The organism is Citrobacter sp. MGH105 (assembly GCF_001037485.2).
Lineage (GTDB): Bacteria > Pseudomonadota > Gammaproteobacteria > Enterobacterales > Enterobacteriaceae > Citrobacter > Citrobacter portucalensis.
In genome coordinates, this window is the sequence record NZ_CP073049.1 from 265,347 (window position 1) to 287,525 (window position 22,179).

The following is a 22,179-nucleotide window of genomic DNA, read 5'->3' on the forward strand; positions in this document are numbered from 1 at the left end:
GTCAGGTATCGGGTCACGCATCGGGGCGCAGGCTTGGGCCTTGCCCTGAGCCGCCGCCGTCGCCACTGCGCAGCGTGTGGGCTGCGGTGGTTGCGGCATGGGTGATCTGCTGGCGGCGGTGCATCCGCTTTGCCCAGGCGGGTTGCTCTTGCTTCGGCGCGCTGGCTGCGCCTTCGCCTGCGGCGGCCTGGCCGGAACCGGCAGCGCCGACATCCGCACCGTTCCATCCTGCCCGGAAGGAGTCGGCCACCTTCTGACCGGCAGCGGAAGCGCCCGATGCAGCTCGGCGGCCTGCCGCTTGCGCGCCGGTCTTGGCGACATTGCCGAGGCCCGCAGCCGCGCCTTTAGCCCCGCCGCCCGCAGCGGCGGAACCGGCCTGGAATGCGGACTTGGCGCTGCTGGCCGCCGACGTGGCGGCGCGTGCGCCGCTCCCGGCCAGCTTTGCGGCGGCCGGGGCCATGCGTGCGCCCGCCATGACGGCACCGCCCACGCCGGTCGCGGCGGCACCGATGGCAACACCCGTGCCTACCGCGCCGACGGCAGCGCCCGCCATCGCACCCGCGCCGAGCTGCGGCGCACCGGACACAAGGCCCGTGGCGATGCCGGGGCCGAAGATGCCCAGCGCCAGCAAGGCAAGCGAAGCCAGCATCACGACAAGCGCATGGTCGATGGAAGGCTCGTCGGGATGAACCTGGAACTCCGCGAACAGGCCCGAGCCGATGCCGACGATTACCGCCAGCACCAAGACCTTGATGCCTGACGAAACCACATTGCCGAGCACCTTTTCCGCGAGGAACGAGGTTTTGTTCCAGAGCGCAAACGGGATCAAGACGAAGCCGGCAAGCGTGGTCAGCTTGAACTCGATCAACGTGATGAAAAGCTGAACCGCGAGCACGAAGAAACAGAGGATCACCACCAGCCAAGCGATGAACAGCACCACGATGGGGTCGAGGTTCACGAACACTTCGGGGAAGCCGGCCATGTCACCGATCTGGTCGAGGATCGGCGCAGCGGCGTCGATGCCGGTCTTGGCAAGCCGACCCGGCTGCAAGAAGTTCTCCATCGTTATGGCCGAGCCAGTGGCGGTGATGCCTAGCCCGGCGAACGAGCGGAACACGATGCTCGACAGCCAATTGAAGTTACCGATGATGTAGGCGAAGGCACCGACGTAAAGCACCTTGCGCAGCAGCTTGGCGATCACGTCCTCGCCCTGGCCGGTCGCATGGCTCATGGCCCAATACAGACCGGCAATGGTCATGTCGATGACAATGAGAGTGGCCGTCAGGAACGCGACTTCGCCTTGCAGCAGACCGAAACCGGAGTCGATGTAGCGCGAGAAGGTATCGAGGAATCTGTCGATGATCGTTACGTCGTTCATGGCGTGTCCTCCGCAGCGGCGAGCGACGCATCACCTTCCGGCGCGTCGTCGGTTGGCGTGTCGAAACTCGCCGGAATCGGCGGCAGTTCTGCCAGCGTCCGGTATTCGTCCGGCCCAGTCTGGCCGGTGAAGAAGCGCCGCCGGAAGGCTTCGGCAGCGGCGCGACAGGTGTCTTCGCCTGCGGTTTGCCGGTCGGCTGCGCATTGGGCGCGCAGCGCCTTGAGCCGCACGGGATCGGCGGCCAAGGTGGCGGTCAGGTCTTCAGCCGGCTGCTGGCCGCATGCGGTCAGCAGCACGGCCAGCAGGACAGGAACGCATCGCATGGCCGCCTCCCGTCAGTTGTTGTAGAAGTTGACGGACTGCGGTGTGTACGGCGTGCCGGTGCCCAGGAAGCGCCGCCGCACTTCGCGGGCGCGCTCGGTGGCCGCTGCCTGCCGCGCCAGCTCCAGCGAGGCCGCCCTGTCTTGTGTGATCTGGAGCTGCTGGGCCTGGATGGACTGCTTGGCCTGCAAGGCGAGAAGCTGGTTCGTTGCCTGCATCGCTTGCAGCGCACCCGTGGCCGATTGGCTTTGGCTCACGAGGTCGGCCAGCGCGCTTTCGTCTTGCGTCAGGTTCTGCGACACCTGCGCCTGCATCCGCATCGCGGTGTGCAGGCCGTCGAGCGTGTTCTTCCAGCGTTCGCGTGCGTCCTGTGCCATGCGGTCGCCGCTGATGGTGGCGGCGTACTGCTCCGGGTACAGGCGCGAGAACGTGGCATCCATGCTCTGCACGTCGTAGGCCAGCCCTTGCGCCTCGGCAATCAGGCGTTCAGTCGTGGCGAGCGTCGAGCGCAGCCGGTTGACGATGTTGAAGTCGAGATTCGCCAGGTTGCGCGCCTGGTTCATCAACATCTGCGCTTCGTTCTGGAGCTGGTTGATCTGGTTGTTGATCTGCTCCAGCGTGCGGATGGCAGTCAGCGTGTTCTGCACCAAGTTGACGGGATCAACGAAAGTGAGCGCCGCCGCTGGCTGAGCGAGCATCAGCGAGCCGGCCAGCGCGGCGGCGAGCGAAACGGAAAGTACACGGGTCTTCATGGCGAAATCTCCAGGGGTTGAGTAGCGAGGAAAGAAGCCGCCGACGGCGAGGACGGCAGCAGGTCGGCGGCCCAATCGAGGCCGCGATGGCGTAGCCACGCACCGGCGAAGCCGGGAGCGCCGGCCTGCGTCAGCACTCGGTCAATGTCGCGTTGGTCTTGCGGTGTGGATGCGCCCGAGAAGGCGAGCGCGGCTGGCCCCAGGTCGAGGTCGAACAGACGATTGCCCAGGCGCGATTGGTAGTAGTAGTCGCGCTTGGGCTGCGCGGTGGCGACGATTTCGATTTGCCGACTGTTGAGGCCAAAGCCCTCGTAGACCGTGCGAATCTGCGGCTCGGTCGCCTGCGGGTTGGGCAAGAAAATCCGGCTCGCGCAGCTTTCGATGATCGCGGGCGCGATGGTCGAATCCTTGATGTCGGCAAGCGACTGCGTGGCGAAGATCACCGACACGTTTTTCTTGCGCAGAGTTTTCAACCATTGCCGGATGCGTGCCGCGAAGGACGGTTCATCAAGGAATAGCCAGGCTTCATCGAGAATCAGCAGCGTGGGAGCACCGTCGAAACGTGCATCGAAGCGGGCGAACAAGTAGCGCAGCACCGCTTGCACGGCGGCGGGGCTGTGCATTAGCTCTTCCATCTCAAAGCCCTGCACGTCGCCGCTGCCGAGCCGGTCGCGGTCGGCATCCAGTAGCTTGCCGTGCGCGCCGCCCAGCACATACGGCGACAATGCCTGCCGCAGCGCGTTCGATTGCAGCAGCACCGAAAGCCCGGTCATCGTGCGCTGCTCCACCGGCGCACCAGCGAGGCTGCCGAGCGCCGACCAAATGGCGGCTTTCTCGTCGGGGCCGACGGTCACGCCTTCATGCAGCAGGCGGCCTTCGATCCACTCGGCGGCCCAGGTGCGATAGCCTTCGCTGTCGATACGGGCCAAGGGCTGAAAGGCAATGGCGCCGTCCGCGCCGAGGTCGTAGTGTTCGCCGCCCAGGCCCAGCACCGTCGCCCGCATGGATCGCCCCATGTCGAAGGCGAAGATGCGCGAGCCGCCATAGCGGCGGAACTGCAAGGCGAGCATCGCCAGCAGGACAGATTTTCCCATGCCCGTCGGCCCCGCGACCAGCGTATGCCCCACGTCGCCGATGTGCGTCACCAGCCGGAACGGCGTCGCGCCATCCGTGCGCGTGACGATCAGCGGCGGGCCGTCGAGATGGGCGTTTTTCTCCGGCCCAGCCCACACGGCGGACACCGGCATCATGTGCGCCAGATTCAGCGTCGAGACGATGGGCTGGCGCACGTTGGCATAGGCATTGCCTGGTATGGACGACAGCCACGCATCGACTGCATTTAAGGTTTCGGGGATGGTGACGAAGCCACGTCCTTGGATGACACGTTCCACCATGCGCAGCTTTTCGTCGGCTACGGCAGGGTCGTCATCGAACACCGTCACCGTGGCGGTGAGGTAGCCGAAGGCGACTTGATCGCTGCCAAGCTCTTGCAAGGCGGCATCCGCGTCGGCCGCCTTGTTGCTGGCATCCGTGTCCACCAGCGGCGATTCCTGCTGGAAGATGGTTTCGCGCAGTAGCGCAATGACATTCTTCCGTTTCGCAAACCACTGGCGACGCAGGCGGCCCAGCTCCTTTTCCGCCTCGGCTTTATCGAGGCAGAGAAACCGGGTACTCCAGCGATAGGCAAAGCCCAGGCGATTGAGGTCGTCCAGCAGGCCCGGCCAGGTCGAGGTCGGAAAGCCCCGCACCGACACCACGCGCAGATGCTGGTCACCCAGCATGGGCGCAAGGCCGCCGACTAGGGCGGAATCGGCCAGCAGTGCGTCGAGGTGGAAAGGCACCTCGGGCACGGCCAGCCGGTAGCGCCGCGTGGACACCGTGGCGTGAAGATAAGTCAGCGTCGCGGCATCGTCCAACCAGACGATTTCTGGCATCACGCCATCGAGCAGGTCGAAAACCCGATCCGTTTCTGCCAGGAAGGCGTCAAGCCGACCGCGCCAGTCCACACCATCGCCCGGCGCGTGCTCGTAGAGCAGCTTGGCTGCACGAGCGCGGGATTCCTCCGGCGGCAGATAGGCTAGCGTCAGGTGATAGCTGCTTTCGTAGTGGTTCCCCGATTCCTCAAAGGCAGCGCGGCGTTCTTCGTCCACCAGCCAGGACAGCGGTTCGGGAAAGTCGGAATGCGGATAGTCCGCGGCCGACTGGCGCTCGGCTTCCACGAACAGCGCCCAGCCCGAACCCAGCCGGCGCAACGCGTTGTTTAGCCGTGCCGTCGTGGCGATCAATTCGCCCTGCGTGGCGCTGTCCAGATCAGGCCCGCGAAAGCGCGCCGTGCGCTGAAACGAGCCATCCTTGTTCAGCACCACGCCCGGCGCGATCAGCCCAGCCCAGGGAAGCCAGTCGGCCAGCAAGGCGGGCCGCTGGCGGTATTCGGCAAGGTTAAGCATGGCGGCGTCTCCTACACGTCCAGCAGCGGCTTGTGCTTGATGTGCCGGGCGAAGACCTGCATGAACTGCGGATCGACCCTCGCGCCCCACACGGCCAGCGAGTGACCGACGATCCAGAGCACTACGCCAGGAATCCAGAGTTGCAGGCCCAGCCCGACGGCAGCGGCTAGCGTGCCGTTGGCAATCGCCACCGTGCGCGGTGCGCCGCCCATCAAGAGCGGCTCGGTCAGCGAGCGATGTAGCGGCACCTCGAAGCCGGCCGCGAAGCTATCCGGGCCACTCATACGACAGCCCCGCCGGAGAAGCTGAAGAACGACAGGAAGAACGAGGACGCGGCGAACGCGATGCTCAAACCGAACACGATCTGGATCAGCTTGCGAAAGCCGCCCGACGTGTCGCCGAAGGCGAGCGCGAGGCCCGTGGCGATGATGATGATGACCGCGACGATGCGTGCCACCGGCCCCTGAATCGACTCCAGAATGGATTGCAGCGGGCCTTCCCACGGCATCGAGGAGCCGGATGCCTTCGCCGTGCCCGCCGTCATCAGCATGACTGCGGCCAGCAGCAGGCCGTGGTGCGCGGGGCCGGCCAGCCGCCGCAGGCGTGCGATGGTTGAAACCGGATTTACGGAATTACGGAAAGCGTGAACGTGCATCTGCGTCATGGCAGTTCTCCAGGTAGGTCAAGGGACGAGGAAGGCGCAGCGGCATCGGCTGCGAGAGGAACCGGCATCAGCTCGGGAAACGGTGTTTCCAGCGCGTCCGCCAGGCGATAGCCGGTGCCGTCGAAACCGACGACACGGGCGATGCTTTCGACGCGGCGCTTGCGGCCACGCCCGGCGATGTGGATCACGACGTTGACCGCCTCGGCGATCAGCGCACGCGGTGGGTTCACCGCCACTTCAAGAATCAACTGTTCGAGGCGCAGCAGCGCGCCCAGCGCGGAACCGGCGTGGATGGTGGCGATGCCGCCGGGGTGGCCGGTGCCCCACACCTTAACCAAGTCCAGGGCTTCGCCGCCGCGTACCTCGCCGACGATCACGCGGTCGGGGCGCAGGCGCATCGTGGCCCGCACCAGCTCGGTCATAGACACGACGCCAGCGCGGGTGCGCAGCGGCACATGGTCGCGGGCTGCGCATTGCAGCTCGATGGTGTCTTCGAGCACAAGCACGCGGTCGCCCGTGGCGGCGATCTCCGCAAGCAAGGCATTGGCGAGTGTGGTTTTGCCGCTGCTCGTCGCCCCGGCGATCAGGATGTTCTGGCGCTCACGCACGGCGCGGCGCAGGAACTCGGCCTGGCCTGTGGTCAAGATGCCGTCGGCCACATAGCGATCCAGCCCGATGATGCTCACGGCGCGCTTGCGCAGCGCGAAGGCTGGGCCGGGCGCTGCGGGCGGCAAGATGCCCTCGAACCGCTCGCCGGTTTCGGGCAGCTCGGCGGTCAGCAGCGGCCGCCCGCGATGCACCTCTGCGCCGACGTGCGCAGCCACCAGCCGGATGATGCGTTCGCCATCGTCTTGGGACAGCTCCACGCCCAGCGGCATGCGGCCCGATGACAACCGATCCACCCATAGGGTGCGGTCGGGGTTGAGCATGATTTCCACCACGTCGGGGTCGGCCAGCGCAGCGGCGATGACTGGCCCCATTGCCGTGCGCAGCATCTGGATACGGCGATCCAGAGAGGTTGCGGCGGATGAGAGTTCGGGCGGGGTTTGCGGAATGGCGCTCATGAGGCACGCTCCTGCGCTTCAGCCAGTGCCTCCGCGTCATCCATTCGCGCCGGGTCTGGGTGCAGTTCTTCCACAACGTCGCGCACCAGGCTGCGGCCACGCAGCAGGTGGCGGCCGAGCCGCTCCACGAATTGCTCGAAACGCGCTTTGCCTTGGGCGCGAGCTGCGTCCTGATGGGCTTCGGGAATCGGGGTGCTGACGGTCAGGAAGTAGCGGATGAACAGCGCCAGTGTTTCGATCTGGATGTTCTGGTCGCGCTCCATGCGCTCGGCCTGCCGCGACAGGCGATCGAGCCGCTTGGCGATGGCCGCCTCGCGCTGGTCGCCAGCATCGGGCGATAGCCACGACGCGAGCGCCGCCGCGACAATGGACGACTTGGACACGCCTTTCTTGGCGGCCAGTTCTTCGAGACGCTTGGCGTGCTCGGGCTGAATGAACAGATTGAGGCGGTATTGGCTCATAAGTCGATTCCGTCGTTGGGGTCGAGGGAAGCCAGCCGGGCCGTGCGCTGCATGGCCGGGTCGAGCTGGCCGGGAAGCGGCAGCGGCAGGTCGTCGTCGTCATCGAGCAGAGTCAGGTCATGGCCGGCGAGCAGCGGTTCGGGGCTGTATTCGCTGACTTCGGATAGCTCCGGCTGTCGGCGTGGGCCGCCGTCATCGGCGGTGCCTGTGCCATCGCCGGACAGGCCCGCAGCCCGGACCGTTGACACGGCTGGGATCGATAGGCCGCTCCAGTCGTCGGGCCGGGCCGGTGGCGCGTCCGCGTATTGCCCGGCCGCGAGCACAGGCGGCGGTAAAACGCGGTTCTTGAAATTCGCGTCGGCGTAGTAGCGCAGCTTCTTGGCCTTGATCGGTGCCACGCTGGACACCATCACCACAGCTTCCTCAGTCGGAAGCTGCATCACTTCACCGGGCGTCAGTAGCGGGCGGGCCGTCTCCTGCCGCGACACCATGAGGTGCCCCAGCCACGGTGCCAATCTGTGCCCGGCATAGTTGCGCTGCGCGCGCAGTTCGGTAGCGGTGCCAAGCGTTTCGGAGATCCGTTTCGCAGTGCGTTCATCGTTGGTGGCGAACGTCACGCGGACATGGCAGTTATCCAGAATCGAATGGTTCTGGCCGTAGGCTTTGTCGATCTGGTTGAGCGATTGGGCGATAAGAAAACTGCGGATTCCGTAGCCCGCCATGAAGGCAAGCGCCGTCTCGAAGAAGTCCAGGCGGCCCAGCGCCGGGAACTCATCGAGCATCAGCAGCAGCTTGTGGCGGCGTTCGATGCCGTCGCTGCCGTCGAGCGATTCGGTGAGCCGTCGGCCGATCTGGTTGAGGATCAGGCGAATGAGCGGTTTCGTCCGCGAAATATCCGAAGGTGGCACTACCAGATAAAGCGACACCGGATGCTCGGACGCGATCAGGTCGGCGATACGCCAGTCGCAGCGCGAGGTGACTTCGGCCACCGTGGGGTCGCGGTAGAGGCCCAGGAACGACATGGCGGTGCTCAACACGCCGGAACGCTCGTTGTCCGACTTGTTGAGCACTTCGCGCGCCGCCGAAGCGACGACTGGATGCGGGCCACCACCTTCCACGTTCACGAGGTGCTGTGTGGTCATCATCCGGTGCAAGGTCAGCTCGAAGGGGCTGGCCGGATCGGAGAGGAAATTGGCGACGCCGCGCAGCGTCTTGTCCTCGCCCGCGTAGAGCACATGCAGGATGGCCCCGACCAGCAGCGCGTGCGAAGTCTTCTCCCAATGGTTGCGCTTCTCAAGCGCGCCTTCTGGATCGACCAGAATGTCGGCTATGTTCTGTACGTCACGCACTTCATGTGCGCCGCGCCGAACTTCTAGCAGCGGGTTGTAGGCCGCCGACTTCGCATCGGTCGGATTGAACAGCAGGCAGTGTGAGTAGCGTGAGCGCCAACCTGCGGTGATCTGCCAATTCTCGCCCTTGATGTCGTGGACTACGGCGGATGCAGGCCAAGAAAGCAGCGTCGGCACCACAAGGCCGACGCCTTTGCCTGAGCGCGTGGGCGCGAAAGTGAGGATGTGTTCCGGGCCTTCATGCCGAAGGTACTTGCCATCGTGCTGACCGAGGAACACGCCGATCGGCTGCGTAAGGCCGGCTTTGCGAATGTCCTCCGTACTTGCCCAGCGTGCCGAGCCATAGGTCGTGACTAGGCGTGATTGACGAGAGCGCCAGATCGACATGCAGACTGCGACCACCACCGCCAGCAAGCCACTGCCACCCGCTATGGCACCGCCCGTGTCGAAAACGCGTGGCGCGTAGGCATCGAAGAAGAACCACCACTCAAACAGCTTCCACGGGAGGTAGATCGGTGTGCCGAGGAAATCAAACCAGGGGGAGCCAAGGCGTACCTGATAGCCAAGGGCTGCTGCCGTCCATTGTGTGGCGCCCCACACACCCGCGATCACGATGCCGAATACCACGGCTATCTGACCGAACAGCACATTCGTACCTTGCATAGCCCCGCCTCCAATCTCTCCTACGCTGATTCCCTTGGGAAACGCGGCTTAGAAATGTGCCGCAGGCGTCAGGATCGGTGCTGGCTTAGTGCCGGTCAAAGACCGTTTGGGGCAGAAAGGTCGATAAGAAAGAATGAATTCGCGCTGTGTCTAGCCAGGGAGTGACTCCGTAAGCGCCGGCGAATATCAGCGTGCCGAACAGAAGATTCAGGCAGACTAGCGAATTGCTGAATTGCTGAATTGCTGAATTGCTGAATTGCTGAATTGCTGAATTGCTGAATTTCAGAATTTGGGGGATTCTTTGGGCGGTGTGTATGGCGTTTTTCCGTCACCGTAGAACCGCTTACGTGTTGCCTCCGCTACCCGGTTGCAAAGCAGTTCGCCCAAAGTAGGCCGATCCGTCTTGCATTGCTGGCGCAACTTCTTGAGCTGTTCCGGGTCTGCCACCAGCTCTTCTACTGTCGGGGTTTTCTTTTCTGCACTAGTGGCTTTGTGCGGTTTATCAGATTGACCGCATGCGACTAGCATTGCAGCGACGAGCGTGATGGCGAGTCTCATGGCATCAATTCCTCCGGAAGATCGGGATTTCGGCTTTTTGTTGACCTGAGAAACTCTGGCAATTCGATGGCCTGTACTCGCTGAATGAAGCGCGCAAGCTCGTCAAACGGATCGCCTTCAAGTCTGAGTAGATAGGTCGTCAAAGGTGGTACGCGTGTCGAAAGCGGCCTCGCCACGACTCCTGGCTCTCGGGAGGCTGCAATGTGTGCAGCCCCTGTAAGTCCGAGTGCAAAACCGGCAGATACCAACGCCATCATCAGGTCGAAAGTGGTAACCCGCTCGGCAACTAGAGGCTGCATTTCAGCCCGGCTAAGTACTCGCTCAATGTGCTTGGCGTGGCCCTCGCACACTTGAGGATCAGATAGCACTAGCGGGTAGCGCAGCAGTTCATCCAATGGAATTCGCTTAAGAGCCAGCAACGGATGCCGAGCTGGCAGCGCCACCATAAGCGTGTCAGTCCACGCGGGAAGTGCGACGATTCCATCACCTACGTCGTCGGACTGTGCAAAGCCGACGTCATACAGGTCGTCGTGCAATCCTTTGATTTGTTGGGATAGTGGCACCTCAAAAAAGCGAATCTCAACCTCGGGCTCCTCCTCGCGACACAACGCCAATAGGGCTGGTAAGCACAGTAGTGTTGCGCCGTCTGACAAGGCGACGCGGAGTTGTCCATGAAAGCCATTTTTTGCTGCCTTCACGCAGTCCCGCGCCTGTTGCAAGGATGCGAACACCCGAGGTGCGTGCTCCATGAGCATCAACCCAGCTCGTGTCAAACGCGTGCTTCTCGTGTTCCGAATAAAGAGCTGTGCTCCTAACTCCTCTTCGAGTTCTTTGATCGTGCGAGACAGTGGGGACTGCTCAATATGCAGTTTCGCAGCGGCGCGAGCGAAGTGAAGTTCCTCGGCGAGCGCCATAAAACAACGTAGATGTCGAATTTCCATGCGTCCCCTACTAATCGTCGATCTATTCAGTATTTAAAACTCGCTGCCATGCTGCGTTCTTCCAACTCAAGGACTCAGGGTGAAGATTGCAGATTCACATGCTCTGGCGAACCAGAAAGCGCTTTAGCGAGAACACCCCATTGCACGGCTGCGTCGGCGCGAGCACGGACCAGAGCCGCTCGCTGGGACAAGGTGCCACGCTCCGCTTCTGCAACAACGGTCGCATCCACCTGTCCCGCCTCAAAGAGGCGTCGACTGCGGTCAAGGAGTCGATCAGCGACGACAAGACCATCGACCTGATGCTGCAGAGAAGTCCGCTGGGTCTGCCAGCCCAGATAAGCGTTCTCCACATCCTGAAGCGCAAGCAAAACCGTGCGTTCCAGGTCAGCCTGTGCGCCGCGACTGCGTGCTGAGCCCTCGTCGATTCCCGCTTGTATTGCTCCACCGTCAAAGATCGGAAGCGTCACACCCAAGCCCAGAGAGAAAATGTTCCCTGCCACACGTGTTCCGTTGTTCTCGAAGCGTTGGCGCCCACCACTCAAATCGAGCACAAGTTTGGGGAGCCGCTCGCCTTCTGCTGCGTTCCATCGCGCCGTCGCCGCTGCAAGACGCGCCTGCGCGGCTCTGACGTCGGGGCGCTGCTGCAGCAATTCGCCTGGCACGCTTCTGGGAGTCCAATCGGGCATGGTGAGAGAGGCAAGCGCAGGACCGCTGCCAAGCGCCCCCGGAATCCGGCCAACGAGCACATCCAAGGCATGCGTTGCTTCGCCGCGTACGCGTCGCAACTGCTCTTGCTCCACCCGGAGGGCGATGACCTCGGAACGCGTGCGTTCAATGTCAAAGCCCGTAGCTTGACCTGCCTTGAACTTCTGCTCTGTCAGACGCTCAAGGCGCTCGGCGACTTGAAGTCGCTCTTTTGCCAGATCTTCCAGCTCTGCCGCCTGCCGCTGCTGCAGTGCAGCGGACACTGTCTCAAAGGCGATCTGCCAACGTGTCGCGAACCAGTTCTGTTCGACAGCAACTGCGTCCATCCGTGCGCCATCAGCGGCATGCGAGAGGCGGCCCGCTAGATCAACTTCCCATGAAGCCGACAGCGGAAGCCTGGCATCGCTGCTGATGGTCGGTGCCAAAGAAAAGTCGCGCGCGCGCGTTGCTTGGGGCGTGAGCGCCAAGCTAGGGAACATTGAAGCGCGTGTACGTCGGGTGATCGCCACAGCTTCATCAATCCGCGCTCTTGCAATAGCGAGATCGGTGTTGTGCTCCAGCGCGTTGCGCACCAGCGCGTCAATCAGCGGATCACCGTACGCCGTCCACCACTCGGCCGGGAGTGCTTGTGCTGGCACCTGCTTGCACAGCCAGACCCGCTTCGTTCATGAATTTGGCCGGAACCTCAACGCGTGATGTCTCCACCCTGTGAGGCGAGTGGCTGCACGCGGCGAGAAGCGTGATCGATAGGAATGCAACAGCAGTAAGGCCGCGGCGGGCGTAGGGATCGGACATGTTGAGCCACTAGGTTGTGAATTGAGGAGGCCGTCTTGACGGGCATAGTTCATGGCGTGTACTATACCGTCCAGACGATTCAAAAATCAAGCATCTTTGGAGTTTCACCATGGCAACTCGTATGAAATCAAGCCCAGAGGAGTCGCATTCGGCGGACAACGGCGCTGAAGCCCCCTCCATCTCTAAGAAAGCGCAACAAACACGGGAGCGCATCCTTCAAGCTGCGCGTGACGTAGTCATGGAGGGAGGTGCCGGGCACCTAACGCTTGACGCGGTCGTTGCACGGGCAGGAATGAGCAAAGGTGCGTTCCTGTACCACTTCAAGACCAAGCGCGATCTGCTCCTCACGATGATTGATGACCAGGTCTCGGCGTTTGATGGCGGGCAGGAAGAGCGAGAGCTGCCATTCGTCGGCGATCCAGACCCTTGGCTATCCAGCCAGGTCTCGGCTATGCCTGACGGCGGGATGCAAAAGATGAGCGCTGCATTGCTGGCGGCCGTGGCTGAAGACCCCACGCTGCTTGAGCCTGTGCGCGGCTGGTACCGCAGGCAGTACGAGAACGCGAGCAAATCTCCACGCGGCACCGATATCGCCGGAATCGTTCTATTTGCCTTGGACGGAGTCTTCCTCGCCGAAATGATGGGTTTTCCGACGTTTGCTGCCGAAGACCTTTCTCGACTCATGCACACCCTCCAGGCGCTCGCCCGCGGCGAACTGGAACTCACCCCTATTGATAAACGCTGATGAAAGGCCTTCCCGTGTCTTGCACTCCCTTTAAATCCCAGTCCTGGCAAATGCAGAAAGTCGGCCTCGCGTTTGTTCTGCTCGCATCGCTTGCCGGCTGTGATAGTCAGAAGGAGCCTGCTTCCGATCCACCGCGAGCGGTCAAGCTGCTCACGGTGGGGGATGTAGGTTCTGTGGCCAATCGCATTGAATTGAGTGGTCTAGCTCGCTCCAGTGAGCGGAGTACCTTGGGGTTCGAGACTGGCGGGCGTATCAGCAAGCTTCATGTGGACGTGGGAGATCGCTTCTCTCGCGGACAGCTTCTGGCTGAGTTGGATGTTCAGCCCGAGCAACTCCGCCTAGAACAGGCTCGGGCGACACTCGCTGCTGCGGAAGCCGCATTGGCAGACAGAATCGTGCAGACAACGCAGCAAAGGGGGCTGCTTGAGGGCAACGTAATCTCCCCGGCTGCATTCGAGAGTGTGAAAGCACAGTTGGTTGCAGCTGAAGGCCAGGTGCGCAATGCAAAGGCCGCATTCGGCCTTGCCGAGCGTGCGCGAAGGGGGGCCGCCATTCATGCGCCATTCGACGGCGTCGTCGCGGAGAAACTCGCTCTGCCGTTCACAGATATTGCAGCCGGAGCGCCGGTGCTTCAAGTGGATGGACTACGCAGCGGCGTAGAAGTCCTTGCGACTGCATCGACGACCCAGGCGGCAAATATCAAAATTGGGCAGGTCGCCGAACTGCGCCTGAGCGAGTCAGCAAGTCCCGTTCGTGCTTCGGTACAACGCATCGGCTTGCGTGCTGAAAATGGCTCACTTTTACCTGTCGTGCTCGTTCCTCAAGATGCTACTCTTGCGCGCAGTCTTCGACCCGGGTCTGCCGTTCAAGTATTGCTGAAGGCACCGGAAGCGAAGGATGCCTCACCAGATCGTCTGATGCTTCCCTATTCGGCACTGGTGCTCAGTGAGAAAGCAGGACAAGCCGCAGTGTTTGTATATGACGTGACCGGAAAGAAGGTGCACCGCCGGGAAGTGCAATTCCAGAGCGAGCCAGGCGGCGACAACGTTCGCGTTGTGGGCGGCCTGAAGCGCGGCGAGATGGTAGTCGCGGCTGGCGCGAGTTGGCTGACGAACGAGCAACAAGTCACCCCACTCAAGGCCACGACCCAATTGGCCGGACGCTGACCCGCTACAGGAAGACTTCGCTATGAAGATCACAGAAATGGCGCTGCGCGCCAGCAGACTCACCTACCTTGCCGCGGTCATCATTCTTGTTGCCGGCATTGCCACGTTTCTCAATTTCCCTTCGCAGGAAGAGCCATCGGTCACGATTCGAGATGCGGTTGTTGCCGTTCTGAACCCTGGCATGCCAGCCGAACGTGTTGAGCAGTTGATCGCGCGTCCGATCGAGGAGCGTTTGCGGGAGCTGGCCGAGGTCAAGCGTGTAACCACAACCGTTCGCGCGGGCGGGGCCGTCATACAGGTCACGATCTGGGAGCGGTACACCGACCTAGCCCCCATATGGCAGCGCGTTCGCGCGAAGGTTGCCGATGCTCAGCCTCTGCTTCCACAGGGTACGTTGGGGCCATTTGTCAACGACGACTTCGGCCGTGTTGCCGTGGCCTCCATTGCGGTGACCGCGCCGGGCTACTCCATGGGCGAAATGCGTGTGTCGTTGAAAGAGATGCGCGATCGCCTATACGCGCTTCCCGGCGTTGATCGCATCAGCTTCTACGGCTTGCAGGAAGAGCGCGTCTATCTCGAATTTGATCGACCAAAACTAGCCCAGCTTGGATTGACCCCACAAGGGGTGATCGATCAACTCGTTAAACAAAACGTCGTGCTTTCAGGCGGGCAAATCGCCATCGGTGGCATCAACGCTTCGCTGGCTGTTAGTGGAGAGGTTCGCGACGCCGCTTCGCTGCGCGCGTTGCCGATCATGATGGCGCAAGCTCAGGGTGCGCGCGGTGCTTCGCCTGCTCCTTCAATCTCACTGGGAGAGCTTGCGCGCGTGCAGGTACAACCTGCAGATCCTCCCGAGTCTGCTGCAGTCTATAAGGGCCAGCCTGCCGTAGTGATGGCAGTGTCCATGACCTCGGGCCAGAACGTGGAGCAATTCGGCGTAGCCCTCAAATCCCGTGTGGCCGAGCTTGAGAAACTTCTGCCCGCAGGTTTCGAGCTCTCCTATGTGACATTCCAGGCAGACGTCGTCAAACGTGAAATGGGCAAGATGAACCAGGTGATGATCGAAACGATTGTCATCGTGCTCGGCGTCGTCGTCCTTTTCCTGGGATGGCGCACAGGATTCATCGTCGGGATGATCGTGCCGCTTACCATTCTGGGGGCACTGATCGTGATGCGCGCGCTGAACATCGAGCTGCAAAGTGTTTCGATGGCAGCCATCATCATCGCTTTGGGGCTCTTGGTAGACAACGGCATCGTGATTGCCGAAGACATTGAACGGCGCTTGGCAGCCGGTGAAGACCGCAAACAGGCTTGTCTCGAAGCGGGTCGTACCCTCGCACTGCCGCTGCTGACGTCCTCATTGGTTATCGTCATCGCCTTCTCCCCGTTCTTCTTCGGCCAGAGTGCGACGAGTGAGTATCTGCGCTCTCTCGTCATTGTCCTCGCGCTCACGTTACTCGGATCTTGGCTGTTGTGTCTGACCGTCACTCCACTGCTGTGCTACCACTTCACCAAAGTGCATCATCAACCGGCGAATGACGCGCAAACCTACAACACACGCTTCTATCGCGGCTATCGCAAGTTGCTTGAGTGGGTGCTTGACCACAAGGCGATCTACGTTGGTGTGATGACGGGTGCATTGGCCGTAGCTCTGTACGGATTCACGACACTGCCATACGACTTCTTGCCGAAGTCCGACCGAGTTCAATTCCAAATACCGGTGCAGCTCGCCCCTGGAACGGATTCACGGCTCACTCTTGCCAAAGTGAAGGAAGTGAGCGGCTGGCTCGGTGATCAAGAAATCAACCCCGAAATCACGGATCACATTGGCTACGTCGCTGACGGTGGGCCGCGCTTCATCCTTGGGCTCAATCCCCCATTGCCAGCATCGAACATCGCGTACTTTGTCGTGACGGTCAAGGCAGGCACCAACATTGACGTCGTGATTGCCCGAACTCGGGCTTACTTCGCGCAGCATCATGGAGATGTACGCGCAGAGCCTCAGCGGTTCTCGCTAGGCACTACCGAAGCCGGCACAGCCGTCTACCGGGTCAGTGGGCCGGATCATGAGGTGCTGATGAATGCGGCGGCGAAAATTGAGTCCGCGCTACGGGAGCTGCCAGGTACGGCCAACATCAAGAACAACTGGGATACCCGTGTCGGCCGTCTCGATGTTCGGGTCGATCAAGATCGTGCGCGACGTGCTGGCGTCACCACCGACGACATAGCTGCCTGGCTTGGCACCCGCTACATCGGCCAGTCGATCTCTGTGATCCGAGATGGCGATACCAGCGTGCCAATCGTGATGCGCGGGACGTCCAATGATCGGCGCAGCACTGCGGACGTTGGTTCGACGACCATCTATCCAGCGTCGGGTGGCCAGCCGGTTTCCCTGGCGCAAGTGGCCGATGTCACGCTCGCTAGCGAGCCGTCTGTGATCCAGCGCCGCAATCTCATTCGTACAGTCACAGTTCAGGGGCAGAACACCGCATACACCGCGCAAGAGATCGTGGATCACCTCGCACCTCGGATCGCCGCAATTGAACTACCTGCAGGCTATGCCATAGAGCTTGGTGGAGAAATTGAGGAATCGGCTGAATCGAATGCATCGCTCACGCACTACATGCCGTTCGCTCTTCTGGCGATGTTGCTGCTATTCATCTGGCAGTTCAACTCCTTCCGCAAGCTGATCGTGATTCTCGCAACGATTCCCTTCACGTTGATTGGGGTCGTGATTGCACTGAAGGCAACAGGCACTCCTTTCAGCTTCATGGCGACATTCGGGGTGCTTGCGCTGTTCGGAATCATCGTCAACAACGCCGTTCTTCTGCTCGAACAAATTGAACACGGCCTCTCGGAAGGTCTCGCCCGACATGAAGCCCTGGTGGGAGCTGCGATGCAGCGGCTGCGTCCAATCGTGATGACCAAGGTGACCTGTATCGCGGGTCTCGTGCCCCTGATGTTGTTTGCGGGGCCGCTGTGGAAGGGCATGGCCATCGGCATGATCGGTGGTCTCGCACTTGGCACGCTCGTGACGCTTGGCCTGATTCCGTTGCTCTACGAGGTGCTGTTCGGAATGAAGTGGCCGGGCAGCAAACGGAGTCACGAGGCGGTACAACAACCAGTGCAACCGGTCTGATCCCTCAGCGTAACTGTCCACACGCTTCCCCCGATCTCTCTCGTGGCCGGAGAGATCGGGGAGACAGATTCTCGCCATCAGAGAGTTTAAGAAGAAATCAGAAGCAGAGCGAATTGACCGCCTACTGCCTATTCTTTGATGCTTTGATGCTTTGATAATCAATTTTCACTGAATAGATTTGGAGAAATATATGAACCCGTTGTCATGGAATCCATGGTTGGTTCTACTGATTGCCGGCCTGTTCGAAATCGGTTGGCCACTAGGCCTCAAGATGGGTGCGGCCAATGCAGCGATGCGCTACGTGGGGCCGGCGATTGCAGTTGCCTGTATGGCAGCCAGCGGCTTTTTCCTATGGTTATCTCTTAAACAGATCCCCATAGGAACAGCTTATGCGGTCTGGACCGGCATCGGTTCGCTGGGCGCGTTTTTCGTGGGCGTGTATGTGTTCGGCGATACCGCCTCCTTGATACGTTGGGTTGGAATTGCGCTGGTTGTTGCTGGCATCGTCTGTCTGAAAATGGGATAAATGAAAATATATATGAAACGCCCTATTTCATTAATCCATTTTGTGCTGCTGGCAGGCCTCACGGCAACCTTATCTGGCTGTGCTTCAAACGGAATGACTCGATCAGGGTTTCTTGGTGATTACGATGTATTGGGAAAAACGAAGTACGAAAATGTTCTGCTCTTCAAGGCGCCAGGCTTTGAACCCAGTCGTTACCGGGAAATATTAGTCGAGGATGCTCAGGTAGTGACGGCAACTGGACGCATAGGTGGGCTTGAAGCTGAGCAAGTGCGAGAGCTTCTCGATCACGTCAACAGTGAACTGCGACATCTCCAAACTAAGTCCGAAGCTCCCGCATCGTCAGGCCGCATACGTGTGCGTGTGGCAATTACGACCATTGAGACGCCCAATAGAGCAGTCAACACCCTAACGACGTTGCTTGTTGGACCAGTGACAACTGGGGGAGCTAGTTTGGAGTTTGAGGCAGTAGATGAACAAACAGATCGTCGGGTGGCTGCTGCTAGCTGCTTCGAGCACGGCAACGCTCTCGCGGATTTCAAAGGCTCCTACACACTGCTCGGGCATGCAAAGTCTGCAATCACCACCTGCCTTGAACGGATCAATAGCGCTTGGAGAAGTGCTGGCTCGTGAATAGCTGCTATTCCATAACTTCGCGCGGATCGCGAGGAGCCTCATCAAGGGGATTCGTAGGGTGCCGTTCTTGTAACGTCTGCAGCATTCTGGAGTGGCTCTGCTTCGTCGCAAAATTGCCGGCGTTTCTCGTTCTTGTCTATTCGAAACGCTGCGTGGTGCTGCTTGCAGAGGTAAAGCGCCTGGAGGTGTGTAAATTCACACGATGGAGTTTGGCCGGTGTGCTGGCAACGGTAGTTCTGACAGGGTGTTCCACTTACCGTCCTTGGATCAACCCGACACTTTCCGACGCCGCCTTAATGTCTCTCGCCGAGAACGACCAACGCATCAGGCCGTCGGAGGTCAACCAACCGGTGGTTGTAGCGGTGACACTGTCAGGCGGGGGCGCTCGGGCGGCGGCCTTCGGCCTGGGCGTGCTGCGCGAACTCAAGGCCACACGCTTCGCGCTAGAGGGCCAGGAGACCACTCTGTTGGATCAGGTGTTCCTGGTCAGCGGAGTGTCGGGGGGCAGCATCCTTGCCGCGCACTTCGCGGCCTTCGGCGATGCCACGCTGACTCGTTTCGAGCCGGATTTTCTGCTTGTGCCTTTTGAGGGGCGACTCATACGTGAAGCTCTGTGGCCTGAGCGTCTTTATAGACTAACTTCACCTTGGTTTGGGCGCAGCCAGATCCTGGCTCAACGCTTGGACGAACTTTTTGAAGGCCGCACCTTTGGTGACGTGCGCCGACGACCGGGCGCGCCCGAACTGATGATCACGGCAACCGACCTCACGACCGGTGCCCCTTTCGATTTCACCACCGAGCAATTCCGGCTAATCTGTTCCGACCTCGATGCAACGCCGCTGTCTTTCGCGGTGGCGGCCTCGTCGGCAGTACCGCTGGTGCTGTCGCCCGTAACGGTGCGAAACAACGCCAATACCTGTCCGCCGCCTCTCCGATCTTTGCCTGTCAGAGGGCAAAATTACAGATCACGCATCCTGCAAAGCGGCATAGACAGCTACCTCAATGCGCACGATCGGCCCTATATCCACCTCGTGGACGGTGGTGTCTCCGACAACCTCGGCGTACGTCTGATGCTAGACCGGCTAGTAGCTTCGGGCTCAATGAGCGCCAATTTCTCGGAGGTCAAGCCCGGAAGCTTGCGCCGACTCGTGTTGGTGACGGTGAACTCCGAACGAGGACTGAGCGAGAGAGTGGACAGTAGCGACCGAGTTCCCAGCACGACGCAAGTACTTGAGTCGCTGATCTTCGGTGCCGGCGCTCGCGAGACCCAGGTGACGCTGGCCATGCTTAACGACGACCTGCAACACTGGCGTTCCGAGATTGTCCGCACCCGTGGCCAAGCGGACAGCCCCTTTGCGGCCGACGCAGAAATCTACGTAGTAAGCGTAAGTCTGAACGACGTGCCGGACGACAAGATCCGGCATTCGCTGCTGCGCGTGCCCACAGCCTTCACGATCGAGGCTACGGATGTCTTGGACCTGCAAACTGCGGGAGGCGAAGCACTGAGGCAATCCAAGGAGTTTATGGCATTGATTGAATCTCTAAGAAGAATCACAGCAGCCAAGCAGACTGCGCCTGGTACTCAGCTTCCCTTGATATCTAACTGATACCGATACTGGGCTTTCGTCCAAGTTCCCAAGAGGCACTTCCGCCGATAACCTTTGCGGCAAGCTGTTGTCCCAGTCGCGGCTCAATTACCGGCCGCCACGGCACAAGGCTGAACCCCATGCCGTCATCGAGCATCGCGTAGCGCCCGCTGGCGAGCATAATGGAACGCCGGTAGATACCGGCTACGCGCTGCCCGTCGGCCACCGGGCGATGCTCTAGGCCGGTTTCCGCCGCAATGTCTTTCGCGGCCTGCACTAGTTCCCGATTGCGTAGCGTGCCCAGCAGGTTGCGCGCGAGGATGACGCGCTGCCCGCGGCGCTGTGCCAGCCCCTGTTCTTCGAGGAAATCGGCTCGCTGCTGTATGGCCTGCTTGGTATCACCGCCAAAGCCCAAGTTGCCCAGCCCACGGCCACCGCCGATCAGTTGCTGGTCAAGCCAAGTCGCGCCGATGACGCGGGCCTGCCGTTCAATAGGAAGGTGTGATTTCAGCTCTACGGCTACATCGCCCAGCCGTTGCGCGTCGTATTGGCGGCCACGCTCGGCCAGGTCGTCCGGTACCTTCCATAGCCCTTCGGCCACGCGCTCCACGATGCAAGCCCGGCGCAGGGCTTCCAGCCGCCGGACATGAGCGGCGACGACTTCCTGCGGGTCGCGTCCGGGCGTAGCCCGGCCCTGCTCGATTACCAGGTGATGATCGGTGCGGTACAGGCCATCGCTCGCCAGCGAGGCGATGTTCTTGTCGGCCGTGCGCACCTCAGTCGAACCCTTCACCTCTACCACAGCGCCCGTGGGATAGTTCGCCAGTTCGTCGCGGGCGTTCAGTGCAACGTAGTGGGCCTTACCGTCCGTGCCGTCGATGATCAGATAGCCTCGGTCGTGCAACTCATCGGCAAGCCCCTTCGCGGCCACGCGGCCGATGAGGCTGCGACCATCGTCGCCCGGCTCGAACACCGCCAGCTCACGCGGCTGGCCGCTCATGGCCCGCTGCATCGTTCGGATGATGTCGCCACGCTCACCCAGGGCACGCAAGGTCTTCTCGGCATCGGCATGAATGGCCCAGGTGCCGGGCTGCACCTCGTCGGCTAGGCCCAGGCGCTGCAAGCGTTGCAGGCGGCCGATCAGCAGCAGGCGCTGGCGTTGCAACCTCGGCTCGTTGAGCCGTTCGACATGCACCCGGCCATCCTCGCCGGTCTCGCGCTGCAAGGTGCGATCCAGGCTCGTCCACCGCTCCTGTTCCACCTCGCGCCTCAAGGTCTGCTGAATCTCCAGTTCGGTGCGCGGCCCCAGCCACTCGGTCGCCAGCTCGGCGGCGCGATGGCGGAAGCCGTGGGCGATGTAGTCACCCGCGATGATGAGGTCTTTGCCGGTGTCGTCGCGCCCGCGCACGATCAGGTGGGTGTGCGGGTTGTCGGTGTTCCAGTGATCCACCGCCACCCAATCCAGCCGCGTGCCCAGGTCGGCTTCCATGCGGCTCACCAGATGCCGGGTGTAGGTGCGCAGGTCGTCCAGCTCGGCCCCGTCCTCGGGCGAGACGATGAAGCGGAAATGGTGCCGGTCGTCGGCGCAGCGTTCCTTGAAGGCGTCCAGATCGGCTTCGTCGGCCTGTGGCCCGTAGCCCCGGCCCGGTTCGCCATCGCGACCCGCGCCGTCGCGCTCGATGTAGCGCAGGTGCTTGGCGAGCGATTGCGGGCTGGCCCGCTGGTGATTGACCAGCAAGGTCTTGATGGTCACGCGCCGCGACATGGGCATTAGCTTCGCCCCGGCGAAGCGCGCCGCCGTGTGGCCACGTCCGAGCCGAGAGCCGGGCCGCTGGCCGGTGCCAGCCGCGCCAGGACGGCGTACTGCCGACTTGCCGCTGCTGGCTTTGCCGGCCTGCTTGAGCACCTTGGAAACGAAGCTCTGCCCCTGGCCCTTGCCCCGGTTCTTCGGGGCGCTGGGGCGCACGCGAAAGTCGTCGTCGCGGCTGTCGGTCATGGCTGCGCTCCCCGCAAGCTTGGGCGTGTCCTGTCGTGCGAAGCACGCGGACATGCCAGCATTGGCGCGACCCTCGCGCCAAACGCGGCACGGTGGCGAAGCCGCTCCGTGCCGCGTTCCCCCCATGTGCTGACTGGCTTTCGACGCGGCCAGGTGCCGCGTCCTTTTGTCTTGCCTTCCGCCTTTGCCCTTCGCTGTCGCTCCAGGCAACGGCGGCCCGGCGGCGCTGCTGCGTGAACAGACAGCGCGCCGGCGAAAGCGCCAATGGCCGCAGGCCGGGCGCGTTCGAG

19 protein-coding genes are annotated in these 22,179 nt (G+C 61.7%); 6 read left to right on the forward strand and 13 right to left on the reverse strand.

Annotated elements, in window-relative coordinates:
- Positions 1-13: 13 nt before the first annotated feature.
- The 12 genes from trbL to SK35_RS25840 all read right to left on the reverse strand — a co-directional run bounded on the left by trbL (position 14) and on the right by SK35_RS25840 (position 11,941).
- Positions 14-1,378 (reverse strand): P-type conjugative transfer protein TrbL, encoded by a 1,365-nt coding sequence (trbL, locus tag SK35_RS25785; protein WP_004883106.1) that lies wholly within the window; start codon positions 1,376-1,378, stop codon positions 14-16.
- Entirely contained in the window at positions 1,375-1,701 is a 327-nt protein-coding gene (locus SK35_RS25790; RefSeq protein WP_004883103.1) for a hypothetical protein, read from the reverse strand. Before SK35_RS25790 ends, trbL begins: the two co-directional genes overlap by 4 nt.
- A 12-nt stretch (positions 1,702-1,713) precedes the next feature.
- Complete coding sequence (gene trbJ, locus SK35_RS25795; protein ID WP_004883101.1) at positions 1,714-2,451, reverse strand: P-type conjugative transfer protein TrbJ; 738 nt, start codon at positions 2,449-2,451, stop codon at positions 1,714-1,716.
- Complete coding sequence (gene trbE / locus SK35_RS25800) at positions 2,448-4,898, reverse strand: conjugal transfer protein TrbE (RefSeq protein WP_004883099.1); 2,451 nt, start codon at positions 4,896-4,898, stop codon at positions 2,448-2,450. Before trbE ends, trbJ begins: the two co-directional genes overlap by 4 nt.
- Before the next feature lie 11 nt (positions 4,899-4,909).
- Positions 4,910-5,182: a VirB3 family type IV secretion system protein gene (locus SK35_RS25805; protein ID WP_004883097.1), complete on the reverse strand. Its 273-nt coding sequence runs from the start codon at positions 5,180-5,182 to the stop codon at positions 4,910-4,912.
- On the reverse strand, positions 5,179-5,562 hold the full coding sequence (locus SK35_RS25810) for a TrbC/VirB2 family protein (protein ID WP_004883090.1): 384 nt from the start codon (positions 5,560-5,562) through the stop codon (positions 5,179-5,181). The genes SK35_RS25805 and SK35_RS25810 overlap by 4 nt, the downstream gene beginning before the upstream one ends.
- On the reverse strand, positions 5,559-6,626 hold the full coding sequence (trbB, locus tag SK35_RS25815; protein WP_004883088.1) for a P-type conjugative transfer ATPase TrbB: 1,068 nt from the start codon (positions 6,624-6,626) through the stop codon (positions 5,559-5,561). The genes SK35_RS25810 and trbB overlap by 4 nt, the downstream gene beginning before the upstream one ends.
- The gene (locus tag SK35_RS25820; protein ID WP_004883086.1) at positions 6,623-7,087 is read right to left on the reverse strand and encodes a ribbon-helix-helix protein, CopG family; all 465 of its coding nucleotides are present in this window, start codon (positions 7,085-7,087) and stop codon (positions 6,623-6,625) included. Before SK35_RS25820 ends, trbB begins: the two co-directional genes overlap by 4 nt.
- A complete protein-coding gene (locus SK35_RS25825; protein WP_004883083.1) occupies positions 7,084-9,099 on the reverse strand; it encodes a conjugal transfer protein TraG in 2,016 nt (671 codons plus the stop codon). Before SK35_RS25825 ends, SK35_RS25820 begins: the two co-directional genes overlap by 4 nt.
- 282 nt (positions 9,100-9,381) lie before the next feature.
- Entirely contained in the window at positions 9,382-9,657 is a 276-nt protein-coding gene (locus SK35_RS25830) for an EexN family lipoprotein (protein WP_004883082.1), read from the reverse strand.
- Entirely contained in the window at positions 9,654-10,598 is a 945-nt protein-coding gene (locus SK35_RS25835; protein ID WP_004883081.1) for a LysR family transcriptional regulator, read from the reverse strand. The genes SK35_RS25830 and SK35_RS25835 overlap by 4 nt, the downstream gene beginning before the upstream one ends.
- A gap of 74 nt (positions 10,599-10,672) precedes the next feature.
- Positions 10,673-11,941 (reverse strand): efflux transporter outer membrane subunit, encoded by a 1,269-nt coding sequence (locus SK35_RS25840; protein ID WP_228745491.1) that lies wholly within the window; start codon positions 11,939-11,941, stop codon positions 10,673-10,675.
- 266 nt (positions 11,942-12,207) lie between these two features.
- Between SK35_RS25840 and SK35_RS25845 the strand changes: the two genes are divergently transcribed.
- The 6 genes from SK35_RS25845 (at position 12,208) to SK35_RS25870 (ending at position 19,914) form a co-directional block, all read left to right on the forward strand.
- Positions 12,208-12,843: a TetR/AcrR family transcriptional regulator gene (locus SK35_RS25845; RefSeq protein WP_022652140.1), complete on the forward strand. Its 636-nt coding sequence runs from the start codon at positions 12,208-12,210 to the stop codon at positions 12,841-12,843.
- Between the two features lie 50 nt (positions 12,844-12,893).
- Positions 12,894-14,009: an efflux RND transporter periplasmic adaptor subunit gene (locus SK35_RS25850; RefSeq protein ID WP_044256783.1), complete on the forward strand. Its 1,116-nt coding sequence runs from the start codon at positions 12,894-12,896 to the stop codon at positions 14,007-14,009.
- A 22-nt stretch (positions 14,010-14,031) separates the two neighbouring features.
- A complete protein-coding gene (locus SK35_RS25855; protein ID WP_004883075.1) occupies positions 14,032-17,148 on the forward strand; it encodes an efflux RND transporter permease subunit in 3,117 nt (1,038 codons plus the stop codon).
- A 190-nt stretch (positions 17,149-17,338) separates the two neighbouring features.
- A complete protein-coding gene (locus SK35_RS25860; RefSeq protein ID WP_004883073.1) occupies positions 17,339-17,674 on the forward strand; it encodes a DMT family transporter in 336 nt (111 codons plus the stop codon).
- A 12-nt stretch (positions 17,675-17,686) separates the two neighbouring features.
- The gene (locus tag SK35_RS25865; RefSeq protein ID WP_004883071.1) at positions 17,687-18,304 is read left to right on the forward strand and encodes a DUF3313 family protein; all 618 of its coding nucleotides are present in this window, start codon (positions 17,687-17,689) and stop codon (positions 18,302-18,304) included.
- 299 nt (positions 18,305-18,603) lie between these two features.
- Positions 18,604-19,914, forward strand: coding sequence for a patatin-like phospholipase family protein (locus SK35_RS25870; RefSeq protein ID WP_023123864.1), 1,311 nt, complete (start codon positions 18,604-18,606; stop codon positions 19,912-19,914).
- On the opposite strand, the gene SK35_RS25875 is transcribed toward SK35_RS25870, so the two are convergent.
- Positions 19,907-21,889 carry a relaxase/mobilization nuclease domain-containing protein gene (locus tag SK35_RS25875; protein ID WP_004883068.1) on the reverse strand — a complete coding sequence of 661 codons (1,983 nt, stop codon included), beginning with the start codon at positions 21,887-21,889 and terminating at the stop codon, positions 19,907-19,909. The genes SK35_RS25870 and SK35_RS25875 overlap by 8 nt on opposite strands.
- Between the last annotated feature and the right edge of the window lie 290 nt (positions 21,890-22,179).